Origin of the sequence: Arthrobacter koreensis (assembly GCF_009193255.1) — a bacterium.
Classification (GTDB): domain Bacteria; phylum Actinomycetota; class Actinomycetes; order Actinomycetales; family Micrococcaceae; genus Arthrobacter_B; species Arthrobacter_B koreensis.
Genome location: NZ_WACG01000002.1, coordinates 469,761 through 487,782, shown reverse-complemented (window position 1 = coordinate 487,782; position 18,022 = coordinate 469,761). Strand labels below are relative to the sequence as shown.

The window sequence follows — 18,022 nt, the reverse complement described above, 5'->3', positions numbered from 1 at the left end:
CTACGAGACCTTCTCGCCGCGGCGTACCTGCGGCTTGGGGAGACGGAAACGGCGCAGCTGCAGGGCGCGGGAAATTCCGTACCAGACGTCGCCCTGGTTGGGCCCACCGAACTTCTCGGTGAGCCGGCGGCGCAGGAGGAAGCGGATGCGGATGCTGTCCACGATCACCAGAACGATCAGTGCCCAGAAAGCCATAAGGATGAAACTCTGGACAGTGAGGTTCTGGATGAAGCTGGCCACCACAAAGACGGCCGCGGCGATCATCACGAATTCGCCGACGTTCCAGCGCGCGTCCACGACGTCGCGAACGAAGCGGCGGTTGGGCCCCTTGTCCCGCAGGGGCAGGTACCGTTCGTCGCCGGTATCCAGGGCGGCACGCGTTTTCAGGCGTTCCTCGCGCATGGCGGCACGGCTTGCCTCGCGGGCGGCCTTGCGGTCATTGGGGACCAGCGGGCGCTGACGTGCCGCTACCTGGTCCTTGCGCCGCGGGGTGGGGGCACCCTTGCCGGTGGAGCCGCCGGACTTGGGCGACTCGGCCTGGGCTGCAGCTGCCTGATCCACAGTTTCCTGCGCGGTGGGCGCTTCTTTCTTTCGTCCGAACACTCATCAAGGATACCTGAACCCCACAGGCCGTGCGCGGCCGTTACGGCGCGGCCAAAACCCGGCAGCTGCGGGCGTTGCCGCAGGCCCGCGCCTCGAAGCGGCAGGGTGCGCGGTTGTAGGGTGTGCCCTATGACTTCCTCTTCCCACACCTCCAGCACGGTCCCGGACGAAGAAGCGCTGCGCGCCAGCGTGGCGGCGGCATTTCCCCGCACGCTCGAGGACCTCACCAGGCTGGTAGCCATTCCCGGTATCGCCTGGGATTCATTCGATCCGAAAAACCTGGACCGTTCGGCGGACGCCGTCGCGGAACTGCTCCGCGGCGCAGGCCTGGAGGACGTGCAGATCCTGCGGGTGGACAACAACGGCAAGCCCGGAGGCCCCGCCGTCGTGGCCCGCCGTCCTGCCGCGCCGGGCAAGCCCACGGTTCTCCTGTACGCCCACCACGATGTCCAGCCGCCGGGCGATCCGGCGCTCTGGGAAACCGAACCGTTCACGGCGACTGAACGCAACGGCCGGCTGTATGGCCGCGGTGCGGCGGATGACAAGGCCGGAATCATGGTCCACGCTGCGGCCCTGCGTGCGCTGAACGATGTGCTCGGCGACGAGCCGGGCGTAGGCATCACGTTCTTCATTGAGGGCGAAGAGGAAGCCGGCTCCCCGACCTTCCGCACCTTCCTCGAAACGTACCGGGACCTGCTTCGTGCCGACGTGATAGTGGTTGCCGACTCCGGCAACTGGAAGATCGGCACGCCGGCACTGACCACCAGCCTGCGCGGACTGGTCGACGGGACCTTCGAGGTGCGGGTGCTTGGCCATGCCGTGCACTCGGGGATGTTCGGCGGACCCGTCCTTGATGCGCCGACCCTGCTGGCCCGGCTCATTGCCACCTTCCACGACGAGCGCGGCAACCTCGCCATTGACGGACTGGAAGGATTCGACGACGCCGCCGTGGACTACCCGGAGGACGACTTCCGGCAGGATTCCTCGGTCCTGGACTCTGTCCGGCTGGCGGGGGAGGGGTCCATCGCGTCCCGCCTCTGGACCAAGCCGGCACTGTCCATCATCGGCATCGATGTACCTTCCGTGGCGATGTCCTCCAACACCATCCAGCCCACGGCACGGGCGAAGTTCTCCATGCGCCTGGCACCCGGGCAGGACCCGGAAGCCGCGATGGACGCCATGGCCCGCCACCTGGCAGCCAACGCACCCTTCGGTGCCGAAGTGACCTTCACTCCGGGGGAGCGGGGCAACGCCTTCGCCACCGACACCTCTGCCCCCGCCGCCAAGACTGCTCTGTGGGCCCTGGAAACAGCGTGGGGAGCAACGCCCGTCGAGATGGGCGTCGGCGGCTCAATCCCATTCATTGCGGACCTCGTGGAGGTCTTCCCGCAGGCATCGATCCTGATCACCGGCGTGGAAGATCCGGATTCCCGGGCACACTCGGCTAACGAGTCCCTGCACCTGGGTGACTTCGAGAATGCGATTCTCGCTGAGGCCCTTCTTTTGGCCCGTCTGGGAATGCAGGAAACCCCTTAGCCCGTTACTGCTGAAGGGGTGCGCCGACGTACCATTGAGTGAACTGGCACCGGCCCGCACAGCGCCAAGCTGCTGAGCGGGCCGGCCGCCCGGACGGAAAGAGAGAAGCAATGAGCACTTCCACGAGTGAGAACGCTGGCCTGGTTGGAACCGAAGCCGCCGAAGAACTGCCCACGCATGACGTGATGCTCTCCGAGGTAGCTGCCGGCAAGGTCCGCTCCCTCCTTGAGCAGGAGGGCCGCACCGACCTGCGGCTGCGGGTTGCCGTTCAGCCCGGAGGCTGCTCGGGCCTGATCTACCAGCTTTACTTCGACGAGCGCGTGCTCGACGGGGACGCCGTACGCGACTTCGACGGCGTCGAGGTCATCGTCGACAAGATGAGCGTGCCGTACCTGGCCGGAGCCTCGATCGATTTCGAAGATACGATTTCCAAGCAGGGTTTCACCATCGACAATCCCAACGCCGGTGGCTCCTGCGCCTGTGGAGACTCCTTCCACTAGGCCTGAAACCGCGGCTTTCGGGCCGTAATAGAGGGTATTCTGCCCGGCACGCGGTGCGGTCTGTCACTGGACAGCACCGCGTCCGGGGTAAGCTCTACACGTAGTAGTAAAACTGATCGTGCGCAGCTGGGGGATTTTTCTGTCCGCTGTGCCGCACTTGCACGTAACAAGAGGAAGGGCCGTCTGTGAGTTCGCAGGACCGAACCAGCAGCCGACGCGCCAGGATCTTAAAGATCTCAGCCGTAACGTCGGCCGGCGCGTTGTTTTTATCGGGTTGTTCATCAGATGTCCAAAAGGGCTGGCTGCCCACGGAACGGGACACGACCAACCACACCGGCCGCATCATGGACCTCTGGGTCAATTCATGGATTGCTGCTCTGGCCGTAGGTATCCTCACCTGGGGACTGATCCTGTGGTGCATCATCGCCTACCGTCGCCGGAAGAACGAGACCGGCTACCCGCGCCAGCTCAGCTACAACCTGCCGCTGGAAATCTTCTACACGGCGATCCCGCTGTTCATGGTCCTGGTGCTCTTCTTCTTCACCGACCGCGACATCCGGGCACTCGACGCCCGCGTTGATGATCCGGACGTCATTGTGGACGTCCGCGGCAAGCAGTGGGCCTGGGACTTCAACTACGTCAAGGAAGACAAGTACTACAGCGGTGTCCAGGTCAACCTGGACGGCGAGGAAAAGTCCCAGGACGAATTCCCCACGCTGTACCTGCCGGTCAACAAGTCCGTTGAACTGCAGCTCAACTCGCGCGACGTCATCCACTCCTTCTGGGTGCCTGCGTTCCTGCAGAAGCGGGACATGATCCCGGGCCGCACCAACTACATCACCCTCACCCCGCAGCAGGAGGGCACCTTCGAAGGCAAGTGTGCCGAGCTCTGCGGCGAGTACCACTCTGAAATGCTCTTCAATGTGAAGGTCGTCTCCGAGGCCGAGTACGAGGCGTACATCGCTACCCTCGACGATGGCCAGCTGGGTGCTGAATACGACCGCAACACCAACCTGAATCCGACGAAGTAAGGAGGTAGGAGGAAAGCTATGACTACCCTGGAATACACTTCGGAGGAATCAGGCACGCGGGTCGCACCGCGCGTTGTGCCGGTCTCCAAGGGACGCATCGTCGTCAACTGGATCACCTCCACTGACCACAAGACCATCGGGTACATGTACCTGATCGCGTCATTCATCTTCTTCTGCCTCGGCGGCGTGATGGCCCTGGTCATCCGTGCCGAGCTGTTTGAACCCGGAATGCAGATCCTGCAGACCAAGGAACAGTACAACCAGCTCTTCACCATGCACGGCACCGTCATGCTGCTGATGTTCGCAACCCCGCTCTTCGCCGGCTTCGCCAACGTGATGATGCCGCTGCAGATCGGCGCACCCGACGTCGCCTTCCCCCGGCTTAACGCGCTGGCGTTCTGGTTCTTCCTCTTTGGCAGCACCATCGCGGTTTCCGGGTTCATCACCCCGCAGGGCGCCGCCTCCTTTGGCTGGTTCGCCTATGCGCCATTGTCGAACACGACATTCTCCCCGGGTGTCGGTGGTGACCTCTGGGTCTTCGGCCTTGCCCTCTCCGGCTTCGGCACCATCCTGGGTGCGGTGAACTTCATTACCACGATCATCTGCATGCGTGCCCCGGGCATGACCATGTGGCGCATGCCGATCTTCACCTGGAACACGCTGGTTACCGCCATCCTGATCCTGATGGCGTTCCCGCCGCTGGCTGCCGCTCTGTTCGCACTTGGCGCGGACCGCCGGTTCGGTGCGCACATCTTCGATCCCGAGAACGGCGGCGCAGTCCTCTGGCAGCACCTGTTCTGGTTCTTCGGTCACCCCGAGGTGTACATCATCGCCCTGCCGTTCTTCGGCATCGTGTCGGAGATCTTCCCGGTCTTCAGCCGCAAGCCGATCTTCGGCTACAAGGGCCTGGTCTACGCAACGATTGCCATTGCTGCCCTGTCCGTGACCGTGTGGGCCCACCACATGTACGTGACCGGCGCCGTCATGCTGCCGTTCTTTGCCTTCATGACCATGCTCATCGCGGTACCGACCGGCGTGAAGTTCTTCAACTGGATCGGCACCATGTGGCGAGGATCGATCACCTTTGAAACTCCGATGCTCTGGAGCATCGGCTTCCTGATCACCTTCCTCTTCGGTGGCCTGACCGGCATCATCCTCTCGGCTCCGCCGCTGGACTTCCACGTCTCGGACACCTACTTCGTGGTTGCACACTTCCACTACGTAGTCTTCGGTACCGTCGTCTTCGCAATGTTCGCAGGCTTCTACTTCTGGTGGCCCAAGTGGACCGGCAAGATGCTCAATGAACGCCTGGGCAAGATCCACTTCTGGCTCCTGTTCCTGGGCTTCCACGGCACGTTCATGATCCAGCACTGGCTGGGTGTCATCGGCATGCCGCGCCGCTACGCTGACTACCTCGTGGAAGACAACTTCACCGCGATGAACCAGTTCTCCACGATCGCCTCCTTTGTCCTGGGTGCCTCCCTGATCCCGTTCTTCTGGAACGTGTACATCACCTGGCGTCACGGCAAGAAGGTTGAAGTGGATGACCCGTGGGGCTTCGGTGCCTCTCTCGAGTGGGCTACTTCCTGCCCGCCGCCGCGCCACAACTTCACGTCGCTGCCCCGAATCCGTTCGGAGCGTCCGGCCCTGGACCTGCACCACCCGGAACTGCAGCAGACCGTCACCAACGAGTCCGCACCGGGCAAGGTCTACGGTTCGGCTGACCGCAAGGAGAGCGTCCAGTGAAAATCGAGGCAAAGCTCTTCCTCCTGATGGCGCCGTTCTTCGCAGCGGTTGGCGTTGTCTACGGTTACCTCGTTGAGTGGATGGAGCCGGTAGGCTTCCTGGCACTGTTCCTGACCGCCGGCATGTCCCTGATGATCGGGTACTACCTGATGTTCACGGCACGCCGGGTGGGCATGCGCCCGGAAGACCGGCTTGATGCCGAAATCCACGAAGGATCCGGCGAACAGGGCTTCTTCAGCCCCTGGAGCTGGTGGCCGCTTGTCCTGGCGACCGCCTGCGCCGGTGCCTTCCTCGGTCTCGCCGTCGGATGGTGGGTGCTGTACATCAGCGTCGGCCTCGCCGTCGTCGGCCTGATCGGCTGGGTTTACGAATACAGCCGCGGTAACCACGCGCACTAGGCTTAGCAGCCACAACTAAAGATCAGTTGGCCGGAGGGCCCGCAGGTACCTGCGGGCCCTCCGGTTTTTTCCATGTGCGGGCGTTCCGGGGCAGGCCGGACGAACCCCTGGGAGGGGAGGGCAGGAAGTCCGTGGCCGGCGTGTGCCCCCGGTATCCTTGGATAAGCACCCCACCCAGAGGAAGGTCCGGCCCGCCCATGTCCGAACCGCTGCCTGCACGCCCGGTCCCCGAGCCATGATCAAGCGTGCCCTGAAATCCTTTCCGGACGGGATCGATCCGGAGTCCGGGAAAGCCAAGCACCGTCAGCTCGAAGAGATCCTGCGGCGGTTCGTCGAGCTGCACGCTCCTCCCGGTACGGCCGTGCCCTCGGAACGCGAGCTCTCGGAACACTTCCAGGTAGCCCGCATGACAGTGCGGCAGGCCATTGACGCCCTCGTGGCGGATGAGGTCCTGGAGCGCGTTGTCGGCGTGGGAACGTTCGTTGCCAGGCCCAAGATGGACCTGCAGATCAAGCTGACTTCCTACAGCGAGGAGATGCACCGGCGGGGCATGGTGCCGGATGCACGCGTGCTCACGTTCGAGCAGGTGCCTGCGTCCCATCTCGTGGCCCGGGAACTCCAGATCGACCCCGGGCAGCCTGTGGTGCGCTTCCGCCGCCAGCTGCTGGCCGACGGTGAGCCCATGAGCGTGGACGAGAACTTCATTCCCGCCTGGAACGTTCCGGGCATGCTGGAAGAAGAGCCTCCCACGTCGCTGTACCGGGTCCTGAGTGAGCGGTACGGCATGGTCATTGAGTGGGGCGAGGACACCATCGAGGCCACGGCAGCCACAGCGTCGACTGCGAGGCTCCTCAATGTGGACCTTGGCGCTCCGCTCCTGAAAATCCAGCGCCACGCGTACGTCTCCCGGTCGATGGTGGACTACTCCGTGTCCTACTATCGCGCCGACCGCTACAAGCTCTGGGTGCCGCTTCAGCGGCCCGGAATCCGGACACCGCGCACTTACCACCCCGGACGCCACCAGGCGACCTGAACCAAGAATGGAGGGATTGCCGCATGGAGATCCTGAGGATGTACAAGCAGGACCCGCCGCGCGGGATGCTCTTCAAGGAAGTTGTCTATGAGCCTGAGGATCTTTCGCTCATGTACACCAAGGGAAGGGTTGGCCACGAGGGAACCGTCTCCGTCAAGGAAGGCATTGACTCCGGGCAAGCGGAGGAGCTGATCCACGGGTATGGAGAATCGGCGGCGGGGGAGGGGTACGCCGAAATCCCCGAGGAGGAGCAGCACTGGGTCATAGCCCAGTACGCTCTCAAGACCAAGGACGGGACCGAGCGTGACAGGTACCTTGAGCACAAGGCAGCAACCGCCATCGGCACCTACTTTTCCTGGCGGGGACTCGGCTCCGTCGAGGAGACCGGCTTCAGCCCGTACAAGCTGAATATCCTGTGCCTCGTTCCGGACGTAAAGCTGGCGGTCAAAGGCATTCAGGTAGTCCTGAGGGAATCCCGGCTGGACTTCACCAAGCTGAGCATCGGGTCCGCGCCCTTCGCGGACCTGGACCACCCTGTCCGCCGTTATCCGCTGCCCTCGAAAGTGCCGTTCGCGCTCTAGGCGGCACCGTCCCGGCTGCAACCACGACAGGAAAAACAAGGAAGCCCCCGTCCCAAAGGACGGGGGCTTCCTGAGTGTTCGAGCTAGTGCTTCTCGATCGAGGCCGGAGCCTCATCCACTTCGCTTGCCTCAACTTCGGCATGCGGTTCGTGGTGGTGTGCGGCCTCAAGCTCGGCCGGGGTCACCGGAGCAACACGGTCTTCGAAGAAGAACCGGGAGAGGGCCCCGCGGCGCTTCTCGCTGCGGCTGATCTTGCCCTTGGCGTCCGGCTGTGCCGGAGTGACCTCGGGGGAATCGAACGCAACGAGCTTGTAGCGCTTGAACTCGTCCAGCGGCTCGTGAACCTCGATGTACTCACCGTGCGGGAGGCGGACGATGCGGCCGCTCTCGACGCCGTGAAGGACAATCTCGCGGTCCTTGCGCTGCAGTGCCAGGGCGATGCGGCGGGTCACGATGAATCCGATGACCGGTCCGAAGAAGAACAGGAAGCGGAGCCAGTACGTCACATCGTTTAGCGACACCAGGAAGTGCGTGGCGATGAGGTCGGAGCTGGCAGCGGCCCACATGACGCAGTAGAAGATGACGCCGGCAACACCGATGGCGGTGCGGGTCGGAGCGTTGCGCGGACGGTCCAGCAGGTTGTGGATCCGCTTGTCCTTGGTGACCCAGGCTTCGATCCACGGCCAGGTGAACAGGAGCGTGAACACGATGCCTGCAGGCACAAGGGCCGGCAGCAGGACGTTCAGGGACAGGGTGTTGACGCCCCAGGGGAACGGAATGTTCCACTCAAACGGGAAGCCGAACAGCCAGCCCGGCATCAGGCGCAGTGCGCCGTCGACCCAGCCGATGTACCAGTCAGGCTGGGTGCCTGCGGACACGGGGGAGGGGTCATACGGACCGTAGTTCCAGATCGGGTTGATCGTGAACACTGCCGAGATGAAGGCAATGATGCCGAAGACGATGAAGAAGAATCCACCGGCCTTCGCTGCGTAGACCGGTCCAACCGGGAAGCCGACAACGTTGTTGTTGGTACGTCCCGGACCGCGCCACTGGGTGTGCTTGTGGATGACCACCATGAAGAGGTGGATGCCGATCATCAGCAGGATCAGGGCAGGAACCAGCAGGATGTGAAGGACGTACAGGCGTCCAATCACTGCGGTTCCGGGGAACTCGCCGCCGAAGAGGAAGAAGCTGATGTAGGTGCCAACAACCGGAACAGCCTTGATCACGCCGTCGATGATGCGCAGGCCGTTGCCGGAGAGCAGGTCATCGGGGAGCGAGTAGCCGGTGAAGCCGGCAGCCAGGGCCAGGATGAGCAGCACGCCGCCCACTACCCAGTTCAGTTCGCGGGGCTTGCGGAACGCGCCCGTGAAGAAGACGCGCAGCATGTGCACCGATACGGAGGCAACAAACAGCAGGGCCGACCAGTGGTGGACCTGGCGCATGAAGAGGCCGCCGCGAACGTCGAAGGAGATATCCAGCGACGAAGCGTAGGCAACGGACATCTCTACGCCCTTGAGCGGAACGTAGCTGCCTTCGTAGTGGGTTTCCGCCATGGACGGATCAAAGAAGAACGTCAGGAACGTTCCGGAGAGGAGCAAAATGACGAAGCTGTAGAGCGCCACTTCACCAAACATGAAGGACCAGTGGTCAGGGAAGACCTTGCGGCCGAACTCCTTGACCATCATCGAGCCGCTTACGCGGGAGTCGACGAAGTTGGTGATGCGCCCGAGCTTGGTCTTCGGCTCGTAGGTGCCGGATACAGAGGTAGCACTCATGATCAGCCACGCTCCCAGTAGCTCGGTCCAACGGGTTCAGTGAAGTCGCTGGTGGCAATGAGGTAGCCCTCGTCGTCAACGGCGATCGGCAGCTGCGGCAGTGGACGGACGGCCGGACCGAAGATGACAGCGCATTCCTGGGTCAGGTCGAAGGTGGACTGGTGGCACGGGCACAGCAGGTGGTGCGTGTGCTGTTCGTAGAGTGCCACCGGGCAGCCAACGTGGGTGCAGATCTTGGAGTAGGCAACGATGCCGTCCACGGACCAGTCTTCGCGTCCGGGGGAGGGGTTCAGCCCGGACGGGTCCAGGCGCATGAGCAGGACAACAGCCTTGGCCTTTTCCTCGAGCTTGTGCTCGGCGTCGTTCAGGCCTTCGGGGATCACGTGGAAAGCAGAGCCCAGGGTGACGTCCGAAGCCTTGATGGGGGTGCCGCTCGGGTCGCGGGTCAGGCGTACGCCGTTGTCCCACATGGTGTGGCGCAGGACGTCACCGGGCAGCGGGCCCAGGTCGCGGAACAGGACGATAGCGGGCAGCGGAGCCAGTGCCATGGCACCCAGGAGGGTGTTGCGGATCAGCGGGCGGCGCTTGATGCCGGTTTCCTCGATGATGTCGCCGATCATCTTCTCGGCGACAACGCGGTCCTCTTCCGGACGGATCTCGTGGCGTTCCTCGATGACTTCGTGGTCCGGCATGAGGGTCTTGGCCCAGTGGACAATACCGACGCCGATGCCGAGCATCGCGAAAGCGGTGCCGAGGCCCAGGAACAGGTTCTGGACGCGCAGCGTCCCGATGCTCTCATCCAGGCGGATAAAGAAATATCCGTAGAAAAACAGGAGCGTACCGAGCACCGAGATGGCGAAGAGAATCGCCACCTGCTTCTCGGACCGCTTCTCAGCCCGGGGATCCGTGTCGGCCAGGCGAGGACGGTGCGGGGGAAGTCCAGGATTCTGGAATTCCCCTTCTTCGCCCTGGCCAGCCGTAGCGACGGTGCCCGAGGTGTTCGGACTGCCGTGACTATGGTCGCCCATGATCCCCCTCATCCTTCTCTTGAAACTGCATTAGTAGACCTATGTGTAACTGTGATGTCACCCCGTGGGGTGAGCGCGGCGATGACTAGGAAGACCGGGAGGTCAACCAGATGGTGAAAGCGATGATCAGGCCCAGGCCGGCTGTCCAGATGAACAGGCCTTCGGAGACCGGACCAAGCGAACCGAGCTCGGCTCCACCCGGGGAACCGTTGGCTTCGATGTTCTTCAGGAAGGTGATGATGTCCTGCTTCTCCTCGGGGGAGAGGTTCGCGTCAGAGAAGACGGGCATGTTCTGCGGGCCTGTGACCATGGCCTCGTAGATGTGCTTCTCGCTGACGCCTTCCAGGGCCGGGGCGAACTTGCCGCGGGTCAGGGCGCCGCCTGCACCGGCAGCGTTGTGGCACATGGCGCAGTTCACGCGGAACAGCTCGCCGCCGGCGGCAGCGTCGCCGTTGGCTTCGATGTACTCCTCTTCCGGTACGGAAGGACCGGCGCCGAGGGAGGCTACGTAGGCGGCCATCTGTGCGGTCTGTTCTTCGTTGAACTGCTGGGGCTTCCGCTGGGCCTGCGGGCCCTGCATGGCCATCGGCATGCGGCCGGTGCCAACCTGGAAGTCGACGGACGCGGCACCAACGCCTACGAGGGAGGGGCCGTTCTCGGTTCCGCTGGCCTCCATGCCGTGGCAGGTGGCGCAGTTCGCAATGAAAAGCTTCTCGCCCTGCTGCACATCATCGGCAGTGTAGGTGGTGGCGGCCTGGGCTTCATTCGCTCCGGAAGCAGCTGCGTAGATGCCGCCGGTAACGATGAGGCCCAGCAGCAGCAGTGCTACTGCTGCAAGGGGATGACGTCGCCTTTGCGATAGTGCCTTCACTTAGTGGTTCCTAACTTGTGTGGTCTTTTGGTTACTCGTGCCACTTTGAATATTGCTGTGGTGCTGCCCTGACGGACTACTTGAGGAAGTAGATGATGACGAAGAGGGCAATCCAGACCACGTCGACGAAGTGCCAGTAGTAGGACGTCACGATCGCGGAAGTCGCCTCGAAGTGTCCGAACCGCTTTGCGGCGTAGGCACGTCCGATGATGAACAGGAACGCGATCAGGCCGCCGGCCACGTGCAGGCCGTGGAAACCGGTGGTGATGTAGAACGAAGATCCGTAGGCGTTGGAGGACAGCGAGATCCCGTGGTGCACGAGTTCTGTGTACTCAAAAGCCTGGACGGCAACGAAGATGGCGCCGAGGAAGAAGGTCAGGTAGAACCACTCGACCATTCCCCAACGGGCAATCTGGAAGAGCCCGCCGGTGCGGCGCGGCTGGAGCCGCTCAGCGGCGAAGACGCCGAACTGGCAGGTGAAGGAGCTGGAAACAAGGATTACCGTGTTCACGAAGGCGAAAGGCACGTTCAGCTTGGCCGTCTCGATCTCCCACATCTCGCCCGAGGTGGAGCGGAGGGTGAAGTACATCGCGAAGAGCGCAGCAAAGAACATGAGTTCGCTGGAGAGCCACACCACGGTCCCTACGGAGACCATATTGGGGCGGTTCAGCGTGGGGTGAGCCGGGGTACTGGGGGCATGGGTCGCTGTTGTCACATAGACATTATGGCCGTAAAACTGCCCACTTCACCAACAGAACCAGACGAACGGCGCGTCCGGTTCGTTCCCAAACCGCCCACTTCCCAGCAACGGCGCGGAACTTGCCGTCCGGAAACAAATCAGCATTTTCTACGATTCGTAGATAACCTAGAGCCTGTGAGTATGTTTTCGAGTTCCGAGCACACCTGGCCGTCGCTTATTACCGCGCTTATTGCGGGGCAGAACCTGAGTTCAGAACAGACCTGGTGGGCGATGAACACGATCATGGCCGGGGACGCGTCAGACGCGCAGATCGCCGGCTTCCTCGTCGCCCTGCGCGCCAAGGGTGAGAGTGTCGAAGAACTCACCGGCCTGGTGGAAGCCATGCTCGCCAACTCCCGTCCCATCGACATCCCCGGCGAAACCCTGGACATCGTTGGAACCGGGGGCGACAGGCACAACACCGTCAACATTTCTTCCATGGCCGCCCTTGTCTGTGCCGGAGCCGGGGCCAAGGTGGTCAAGCACGGCAACCGCGCGGCGTCGTCCTCCTCCGGTTCAGCCGACGTCATCGAGGCGCTGGGTGTCCGGCTGGACCTGCCGGTGGACCGTGTTGCCCGGGCAGCCGTGGAGGCAGGCATAACCTTCTGCTTTGCCCAGGTCTTCCATCCCTCGATGCGGTACGCAGCCGTGGCGCGCAGGGACATGGGCGTAGCAACCGCGTTCAATTTCATGGGCCCCCTGACCAACCCGTCCCGTCCCTCCGCCTCCGCAATCGGCGTGGCGGACGAGCGGCTGGCGCCGCTGATTGCCGGAGTACTCGCAGCCCGGGGCGTCCGTGCCCTGGTGTTCAGGGGTGGGGACGGACTGGATGAGCTGACGACGACGGGCAGCTCCACCGTCTGGGAGGTCCGGAACGGTGCCGTGGAGCGCTCAACGGTGGATCCCCTGGACCTCGGGATAGCCCGGGCCACCCTGGACGACCTGCGGGGCGGAGACGCCGCCGCCAATGCCGCCGTCGTGCTGAGTGTGCTGGCGGGGGAGCGTGGCCCGGTCCGGGACGCCGTACTACTGAACGCTGCCGCGGCCCTGGTAGCCCTAGATCCCTCCGCCGAAGGAACGCTGACTGACCGTCTGCGCCAGGGCCTGCGACGGGCGGAGGAGTCTGTGGACAGCGGACAGGCGCGCAAGGCCCTCGACCGCTGGGTGCAGGTCACGCAGTAGGAAGCCTAAAAATTCCGGCGGGCCGGTATCCGCAGGCTCGCAGCCGCAAACACATAACGAAGCCGCAAAAACAAGCGGGGGGAGGCAGACCGGCCGGCCTGCCTCCCCCGCTTGTTAGGTGCGTGAATGACCCAGGTTACTGGACAATTTGTTATCCAAACGTAGTTTGCGGCACCCAAAACCCTTGTAAATCCGGTGTTTTTTGGCCCTAATTACCCGTCGAACCCGAGCGAGAACGCGGCATCGAGATCATGCTTTGAGTAAGCCCGGAAGGCGATCTGGGTGGTGGTCCCGATCACGCCGGGAACCTTGGAAAGGCGGTTGGCAATCGCGTCGGCGAGGTCTTCGTGGCGGCGGACACGCGCGATCGCGATCAGGTCCCACTCTCCGGTGACCGAATAGACTTCGCTGATGCCTTCAATCTCGGAGATTTCCTCCGCGCACTCCGGAATCCGGGCCGAGTCGGTCTGGATGAGTACGAAAGCGGTGATCATTGCTTGCCTTTCCTTCTCCTGCAGGGCGCGGGGATCAGGCCCTGTGTATGAGCCTAGTTGAATCGGGACGTGTGCGCCTGCGGATGACGAGGGAGGCGCCCAGACGCGGCAGCAGCAGGAAGGCCCCCAGGACACCGAAGGTAACCAGCTGGAAGCTGAAGGCGGTACCGCCCCCGGCCAGGGCGCGCACTGCCAGTCCGCCCCCGGCGGTAATCAGCCAGAGGAGGACGCCGTGGGGCCAGAGGGCCACGGGGCGGTGCCACAGTCGCAGGGCGGCCCATCCCGCCAGCGCGGCAGCGATGAAGGGAGAGGCAGTGATGAGGACGCCGGCGGGATCCACGCCGTGGGCGTGGGTGTCCCGGCCCAGTGCCGCGAAGAGAACAATGAGTACGACGTCGGCGGCCAGCTGCACGGGCCAGAACCGGTTGGGGCGGTTCACTGGCCGGCACCTGCGGCGGCGCCGCCGTGTTCGCGGATATAGGGACCAATGAGGTCGCGGACCAGGCGCCCGACCTCCTGCAGGTCCTTGCCGGACTCCAGGAGGCGGGTTCCGGTGTGCACGATCGCATTGATGAGTTCGGCGGTGCTGATCGGGTCTTCCGCTCCGAGGTCCCTGAGTGCACCCACCAGTGGATCCAGGATTGCCTGGTGCATCCGCGCGCTCTGAGCGTCGAGCTCTTCGCTGGGTGCAACCGATGCGAGGGCGCTGCCTACGGCATGTTCACCCTCGGCCACCAGGGCGATGTTGGTCAGCACATAGGCCAAGATCCGGTCCGCCGGCTCCTTCTCGGCGCTCATGGCGTCCTCTACCCGCCGGGCCCAGCGCGGAAAGACGTCCATGACCAGGGCGTTAAGAAGGTCGGTGCGGGACTTGTAGTACTGGTAGGCGCTGGGCCGTGCGAGTCCGGCCAGGGCGGCTACCTCGGCCATGCTGGGTGCTTCGCCGGTGCGGGCCAGGAGCGTCCTTGCGGCGTCCAGGAGGGCCCTTTGCTGTGCGGCACGGTGTTCAGCCACCGTCGGCGCGGTAATGCGGGGCAAAGAGCCCTCCTGTTCGTGCAGTGTCTAGCTAGCGAGCCGTCCGTCGACCATCTCCGCGACCCGGTCGCAGTGGTGGAGGACGTCGTGGTCGTGGGTAACCATAACAGTAGCAACCCCGAACTCATGGGTTTCCCGGGCGAGGAGCTCCACCACGTCCTGGCTTCGCTTGCGGTCCAGGGCGGCAGTGGGCTCGTCCACCAGGAGCAGGGTTGGCTTGGTAACCAGTGCACGGGCGATGCCTACACGCTGGCGTTCACCGCCGGAGAGCTGCTCCGGGCGGCTGTTGGCCTTGTGTCCCATGCCAACGGCGTCGAGCAGGTGCCTGGCATTGAACTTCCCCTTGATCTTGGCCATCCGGTGGATGAGCTCAAGCTGTTCCGAAGCGGTCAGTGCCGGAATCAGGTTGCCGGACTGGAACACGAAACCGATGTTCTCCAGCCGGAACCGTGCCTTGGCGGCCTTGCCCAGGGTGGAAAGATCTGTTCCGTTAACACTGACCAGTCCGGTGTCCGGCGTCGTCAGGGCACCGGCGACGGCCAGCAGCGAAGACTTGCCGGCGCCCGAGGGGCCAACGACGGCGACGAGTTCGCCGGGCTCCACGGACAGGGACACGTTGTCCAGGGCCTGGACCGTGCTTTCACCGTCACCCAGTGCCAGGTTGGCCTTTTCGATCAGCAGCCCGCGGGTGCCGACCTTTGCGCCGGAGTTCTGAGTCTGTGTGCTCATCGCTGTCCTCCCAGGGCAGCCAGGGGATCAACCCGGGAAATGCGGACGATGGCAATGGCGGCCCCCAGGACACCCATGAGGATGGTCACGGCGGTAGCCGTGCTGATGGGCCCGGCCTCGAGTGCGAACGGCATGGCACTGCCGGAGAGCCATGCGCCCATGCCCAGGCCGGCCGCAACACCTACGGCGGTGGACAAAGCCAGGATTACAACTGCCTGGAAGATGCCGTCGCGCAGCAGGTAGCCGGTGGAGGCTCCGACGGCGCGCAGGACAGCCAGCTCATGCTTGCGCTGGATGGTCCATACGGTGAAGAAGGCACCGACCACCAGGGCGCAGATGGCGTAAAGGAAGATCTGGATCATTTCCAGCGTCATGGTCTCGGCGGTGTAGCCGGGAGAGGCGTCGAAGGATTCCTCGAGAGTGGAGGTGACCGTGCCTGCGGCGGTGTCGCCCGCGGCGAAGTCCAGGTCAGCTCCGTCTGCTGCCTTAATGGCAACGGCGCTGGCTGTGTCGAAGTCCAGGGACGCAAGATCAGCTTCTGAGGGGGCACCCGGCTGTGACTGGCCGCTGGCAATGTATTGCCAGGTCCCCAGCGGAATGTAGGCCATATCAACGTGGCCGAAGGTCGCCTGGCCTTCGGTAAAGCCCACCACGGTCAGTTCCACGTCGAGCCGGTCCAGGGTGATGACCGAACCGAGTTCGATGCCTTCCTTTTCAGCAGTGGCAGAGACCACCATTTCATGGGGAGCCTGGACGTCCCGGCCTTCGCCCACTGCGGGGGCGAGGAAGGAACCCGGATCGATTCCGAAGAGTGACAGGTCTACCTGCGTGCCGTTCTCGGTGGCGCCGTTGACGATGGTGGAACCCAGCAGGGTGACTTCCTCCACGCCTGGCTGGGTGCTCCAGGCTTCGGCCTGGGAAGGGTCGACAACGCTGCGGGAGAAGGCGTTGTCCGTCTTGGTGCCTTGGTTGAAGGCGATTGCCGTGGCCGGCATGGATTTCAGGCCGGACATGCCGTCATTGACAAGCCCTGAGGACAGGCCGGAAAGCAGGACCATCAGTACGGCTATGAGGGCGATGACGCCGCCCATGAGGCCGAACCGGGCCCGAGCGAAACGCAGTTCGCGCAGCGCTAGGAACATGGGAAACCCCTCGGTTGTTTGGGTATGCTTGTTGCTGACACCTGGTCAGGAACATACCAACATCATGTCACTATCACGTCCTGCCGCCAAACAGGAACGACGCCGCAGGCCTCTAATACGGCGGCCGGCTATCGGTGGGCGGTGCGCCTCTGCTGTGCTGGGAGGGTGAGCAGGGAGCAGGATGCATGGCACCGGCTGCGGCGCTCCCGTGCCGTGCGGTGGATCAGCGTCGCCGTCGTCCTGCTGCTGGTGTTCGAGTATGTGGTGTTGCCGCAGATCCTCGGATCACAGAACGTGCTTGGCGCCCTGCAGCGCCTTCCCGCCGTCGTCCTGCTGGCGGCCGCGGCGCTGGAAGCGCTCTCGCTGTGCTGTTACAGCGCACTGACCTCGGTGGTGCTTCCGGGATCGGTCAAGCCGCGATTCTTGACGCTGCTGCGCATCGACCTGAGCGACCTGGCAGTTAACCATGTTGTCCCAGGGGGCGGAACAACGTCGGCGGCGCTGCGGTACGGCCTGCTGACCAAGGCAGGGGTGCGGCCCCAGGATGCGCTGAGCGCAGCGATGGTCCAGGTTGTCGGCGCCAACCTGGTGCTCGGGGTGCTGTTCGGCGCCGGAGTGCTTGCCGCCCTCGGCGAGGTGCGCACCAACCGGTACTTCATAACTGCAGGCATTACCGTGCTGGTGCTCCTGGCCGTCAGTGCCGGGGTTCTCGCGGTGCTGGACCGGCACCTGGACGCCGCTGTCCGGGTGGCCCGCAGGGCAGCGCGACTGGTGCGGATCATCAAACCGGACGCCGCGGAAAAGTTCGTCCGGACCATGGCGGCGGAAACCGAAATGTTCCGCAGGGATCCGCGGCGGCTGGTCCTGGCACTGCTTTTGGCTGTCTGCTATTGGGGCTTCGACGCCGCCTGCCTGTGGACGTTTGCTGCCGCCTTTGGTCACACCCTTGGACCCGGTGAACTGCTCATTGCCTACTCCCTGGCCAACCTAGTGGCCCTTGCTCCGCTCACCCCCGGCGGCGTAGGGCTCGTGGAGGGCGTGCTGGTTCCCACGCTGGCGGGCTTTGGAACCCCCAGCAGCGCTGCGGTCCTCGCAGTGCTGTCCTGGCGGATCCTGAATTTCTGGCTGCCCATTCCCGTAGGCGGTCTGGCATGGATCTCGCTCCGGTTTGGCGTACTGGGGAAGGCCGCAGTCCGCCAAACCGGAGCGAACAGGCGCTCATCCCGCGGTTAGTGCAGCAGGTCCATCCAGTTCGCGGGAACGCGCCCGGCGGGACCGGGAGCGGGCTGGGATGCCGGACGGGCCTCGGGCGGAGCCAGTGGAGGGCCGTCGAAGACAGCCTCCTCCGGATAGCTGTAGAACCAGTCTTCGCCCGGCTCGTAGCTGCGGATCACCGGATGTCCGGTGGCCTGTTCATGTGCGCTGGCGTGCTGTCCGGGGGAACTGTCGCAGCATCCAATGTGGCCGCACTCAGCACAGCGCCTCAGATGGAACCACCACCCTTCGGCCTCGGTGCACTCGACGCAGCCGGGCCCGGTGGGCGGAACAGCAGGATCGATGCCTGGTACGGATTCCATGGCGGCCTCCTCTGGCGCA

The 18,022-nt window shown here is 63.9% G+C and carries 20 protein-coding genes; 9 read left to right on the top strand and 11 right to left on the bottom strand.

Features of this window, described 5'->3' with window-relative positions; all coding sequences use genetic code 11:
* On the bottom strand, positions 1-603 hold the full coding sequence (locus GD628_RS09190) for a DUF3043 domain-containing protein (protein WP_091604712.1): 603 nt from the start codon (positions 601-603) through the stop codon (positions 1-3).
* A 129-nt stretch (positions 604-732) separates the two neighbouring features.
* Here GD628_RS09190 and GD628_RS09185 point away from each other — a divergent pair, with 129 nt between their 5' ends.
* From GD628_RS09185 to GD628_RS09155, 7 genes are all read left to right on the top strand, one after another.
* The gene (locus tag GD628_RS09185; protein ID WP_152274495.1) at positions 733-2,139 is read left to right on the top strand and encodes a dipeptidase; all 1,407 of its coding nucleotides are present in this window, start codon (positions 733-735) and stop codon (positions 2,137-2,139) included.
* Between the two features lie 110 nt (positions 2,140-2,249).
* Complete coding sequence (locus GD628_RS09180) at positions 2,250-2,639, top strand: HesB/IscA family protein (RefSeq protein WP_055241041.1); 390 nt, start codon at positions 2,250-2,252, stop codon at positions 2,637-2,639.
* A gap of 185 nt (positions 2,640-2,824) precedes the next feature.
* Positions 2,825-3,670: an aa3-type cytochrome oxidase subunit II gene (gene ctaC, locus GD628_RS09175; RefSeq protein ID WP_091604718.1), complete on the top strand. Its 846-nt coding sequence runs from the start codon at positions 2,825-2,827 to the stop codon at positions 3,668-3,670.
* 18 nt (positions 3,671-3,688) lie between these two features.
* Positions 3,689-5,416 carry an aa3-type cytochrome oxidase subunit I gene (gene ctaD, locus GD628_RS09170; protein WP_091604721.1) on the top strand — a complete coding sequence of 576 codons (1,728 nt, stop codon included), beginning with the start codon at positions 3,689-3,691 and terminating at the stop codon, positions 5,414-5,416.
* On the top strand, positions 5,413-5,814 hold the full coding sequence (locus tag GD628_RS09165; RefSeq protein WP_091604723.1) for a cytochrome c oxidase subunit 4: 402 nt from the start codon (positions 5,413-5,415) through the stop codon (positions 5,812-5,814). Before ctaD ends, GD628_RS09165 begins: the two co-directional genes overlap by 4 nt.
* A gap of 235 nt (positions 5,815-6,049) precedes the next feature.
* Positions 6,050-6,847, top strand: coding sequence for a GntR family transcriptional regulator (locus GD628_RS09160; RefSeq protein WP_152274494.1), 798 nt, complete (start codon positions 6,050-6,052; stop codon positions 6,845-6,847).
* 23 nt (positions 6,848-6,870) lie between these two features.
* On the top strand, positions 6,871-7,428 hold the full coding sequence (locus GD628_RS09155) for a hypothetical protein (protein ID WP_152274493.1): 558 nt from the start codon (positions 6,871-6,873) through the stop codon (positions 7,426-7,428).
* An 83-nt stretch (positions 7,429-7,511) separates the two neighbouring features.
* Here the strand turns inward: GD628_RS09155 and qcrB are convergent, their stop codons facing one another.
* The 4 genes from qcrB to ctaE form a co-directional block, all read right to left on the bottom strand.
* Positions 7,512-9,206, bottom strand: a complete 1,695-nt coding sequence (gene qcrB / locus GD628_RS09150) for a cytochrome bc1 complex cytochrome b subunit (RefSeq protein ID WP_091604729.1) — start codon at positions 9,204-9,206, stop codon at positions 7,512-7,514.
* Between the two features lie 2 nt (positions 9,207-9,208).
* Positions 9,209-10,234: a cytochrome bc1 complex Rieske iron-sulfur subunit gene (qcrA, locus tag GD628_RS09145; RefSeq protein WP_152274492.1), complete on the bottom strand. Its 1,026-nt coding sequence runs from the start codon at positions 10,232-10,234 to the stop codon at positions 9,209-9,211.
* An 85-nt stretch (positions 10,235-10,319) separates the two neighbouring features.
* The gene (gene qcrC / locus GD628_RS09140) at positions 10,320-11,105 is read right to left on the bottom strand and encodes a cytochrome bc1 complex diheme cytochrome c subunit (protein ID WP_152274491.1); all 786 of its coding nucleotides are present in this window, start codon (positions 11,103-11,105) and stop codon (positions 10,320-10,322) included.
* A gap of 76 nt (positions 11,106-11,181) precedes the next feature.
* Positions 11,182-11,820: an aa3-type cytochrome oxidase subunit III gene (gene ctaE, locus GD628_RS09135; RefSeq protein ID WP_091604736.1), complete on the bottom strand. Its 639-nt coding sequence runs from the start codon at positions 11,818-11,820 to the stop codon at positions 11,182-11,184.
* A gap of 165 nt (positions 11,821-11,985) precedes the next feature.
* On the opposite strand from ctaE, the gene trpD reads away from it, so the two are divergent.
* Positions 11,986-13,026, top strand: a complete 1,041-nt coding sequence (gene trpD / locus GD628_RS09130) for an anthranilate phosphoribosyltransferase (protein WP_152274490.1) — start codon at positions 11,986-11,988, stop codon at positions 13,024-13,026.
* Between the two features lie 212 nt (positions 13,027-13,238).
* Here the strand turns inward: trpD and GD628_RS09125 are convergent, their stop codons facing one another.
* Genes GD628_RS09125 through GD628_RS09105 form a run of 5 tightly spaced genes read right to left on the bottom strand, consistent with a single transcriptional unit; the run spans position 13,239 to position 16,426 of the window.
* Complete coding sequence (locus GD628_RS09125) at positions 13,239-13,520, bottom strand: Lrp/AsnC family transcriptional regulator (protein ID WP_091604742.1); 282 nt, start codon at positions 13,518-13,520, stop codon at positions 13,239-13,241.
* A gap of 34 nt (positions 13,521-13,554) precedes the next feature.
* The gene (locus tag GD628_RS09120; RefSeq protein WP_152274489.1) at positions 13,555-13,959 is read right to left on the bottom strand and encodes a DUF3054 domain-containing protein; all 405 of its coding nucleotides are present in this window, start codon (positions 13,957-13,959) and stop codon (positions 13,555-13,557) included.
* Positions 13,956-14,558 carry a TetR/AcrR family transcriptional regulator gene (locus GD628_RS09115; protein ID WP_152274488.1) on the bottom strand — a complete coding sequence of 201 codons (603 nt, stop codon included), beginning with the start codon at positions 14,556-14,558 and terminating at the stop codon, positions 13,956-13,958. Before GD628_RS09115 ends, GD628_RS09120 begins: the two co-directional genes overlap by 4 nt.
* A 24-nt stretch (positions 14,559-14,582) precedes the next feature.
* Positions 14,583-15,284, bottom strand: coding sequence for an ABC transporter ATP-binding protein (locus GD628_RS09110; protein WP_152274487.1), 702 nt, complete (start codon positions 15,282-15,284; stop codon positions 14,583-14,585).
* Positions 15,281-16,426, bottom strand: coding sequence for an ABC transporter permease (locus GD628_RS09105; protein ID WP_152274486.1), 1,146 nt, complete (start codon positions 16,424-16,426; stop codon positions 15,281-15,283). Before GD628_RS09105 ends, GD628_RS09110 begins: the two co-directional genes overlap by 4 nt.
* A 165-nt stretch (positions 16,427-16,591) precedes the next feature.
* On the opposite strand from GD628_RS09105, the gene GD628_RS09100 reads away from it, so the two are divergent.
* Positions 16,592-17,659, top strand: coding sequence for a lysylphosphatidylglycerol synthase transmembrane domain-containing protein (locus GD628_RS09100; RefSeq protein WP_193313233.1), 1,068 nt, complete (start codon positions 16,592-16,594; stop codon positions 17,657-17,659).
* Here the strand turns inward: GD628_RS09100 and GD628_RS09095 are convergent.
* Complete coding sequence (locus tag GD628_RS09095) at positions 17,656-18,003, bottom strand: UBP-type zinc finger domain-containing protein (protein ID WP_152274484.1); 348 nt, start codon at positions 18,001-18,003, stop codon at positions 17,656-17,658. The genes GD628_RS09100 and GD628_RS09095 overlap by 4 nt on opposite strands.
* Positions 18,004-18,022: the final 19 nt, after the last annotated feature.

Bases quoted from the DNA above. Each gene is read 5' to 3' on its own strand.
- GD628_RS09185 (WP_152274495.1), top strand. From the start codon at position 733: ATGACTTCCTCTTCCCACACCTCCAGCACGGTCCCGGACGAAGAAGCG.
- GD628_RS09180 (WP_055241041.1), top strand. From the start codon at position 2,250: ATGAGCACTTCCACGAGTGAGAACGCTGGCCTGGTTGGAACCGAAGCC.
- ctaD (WP_091604721.1), top strand. From the start codon at position 3,689: ATGACTACCCTGGAATACACTTCGGAGGAATCAGGCACGCGGGTCGCA.
- GD628_RS09160 (WP_152274494.1), top strand. From the start codon at position 6,050: ATGATCAAGCGTGCCCTGAAATCCTTTCCGGACGGGATCGATCCGGAG.
- GD628_RS09155 (WP_152274493.1), top strand. From the start codon at position 6,871: ATGGAGATCCTGAGGATGTACAAGCAGGACCCGCCGCGCGGGATGCTC.
- qcrB (WP_091604729.1), bottom strand. From the start codon at position 9,206: ATGAGTGCTACCTCTGTATCCGGCACCTACGAGCCGAAGACCAAGCTC.
- qcrA (WP_152274492.1), bottom strand. From the start codon at position 10,234: ATGGGCGACCATAGTCACGGCAGTCCGAACACCTCGGGCACCGTCGCT.
- trpD (WP_152274490.1), top strand. From the start codon at position 11,986: ATGTTTTCGAGTTCCGAGCACACCTGGCCGTCGCTTATTACCGCGCTT.
- GD628_RS09125 (WP_091604742.1), bottom strand. From the start codon at position 13,520: ATGATCACCGCTTTCGTACTCATCCAGACCGACTCGGCCCGGATTCCG.
- GD628_RS09110 (WP_152274487.1), bottom strand. From the start codon at position 15,284: ATGAGCACACAGACTCAGAACTCCGGCGCAAAGGTCGGCACCCGCGGG.
- GD628_RS09105 (WP_152274486.1), bottom strand. From the start codon at position 16,426: ATGTTCCTAGCGCTGCGCGAACTGCGTTTCGCTCGGGCCCGGTTCGGC.
- GD628_RS09095 (WP_152274484.1), bottom strand. From the start codon at position 18,003: ATGGAATCCGTACCAGGCATCGATCCTGCTGTTCCGCCCACCGGGCCC.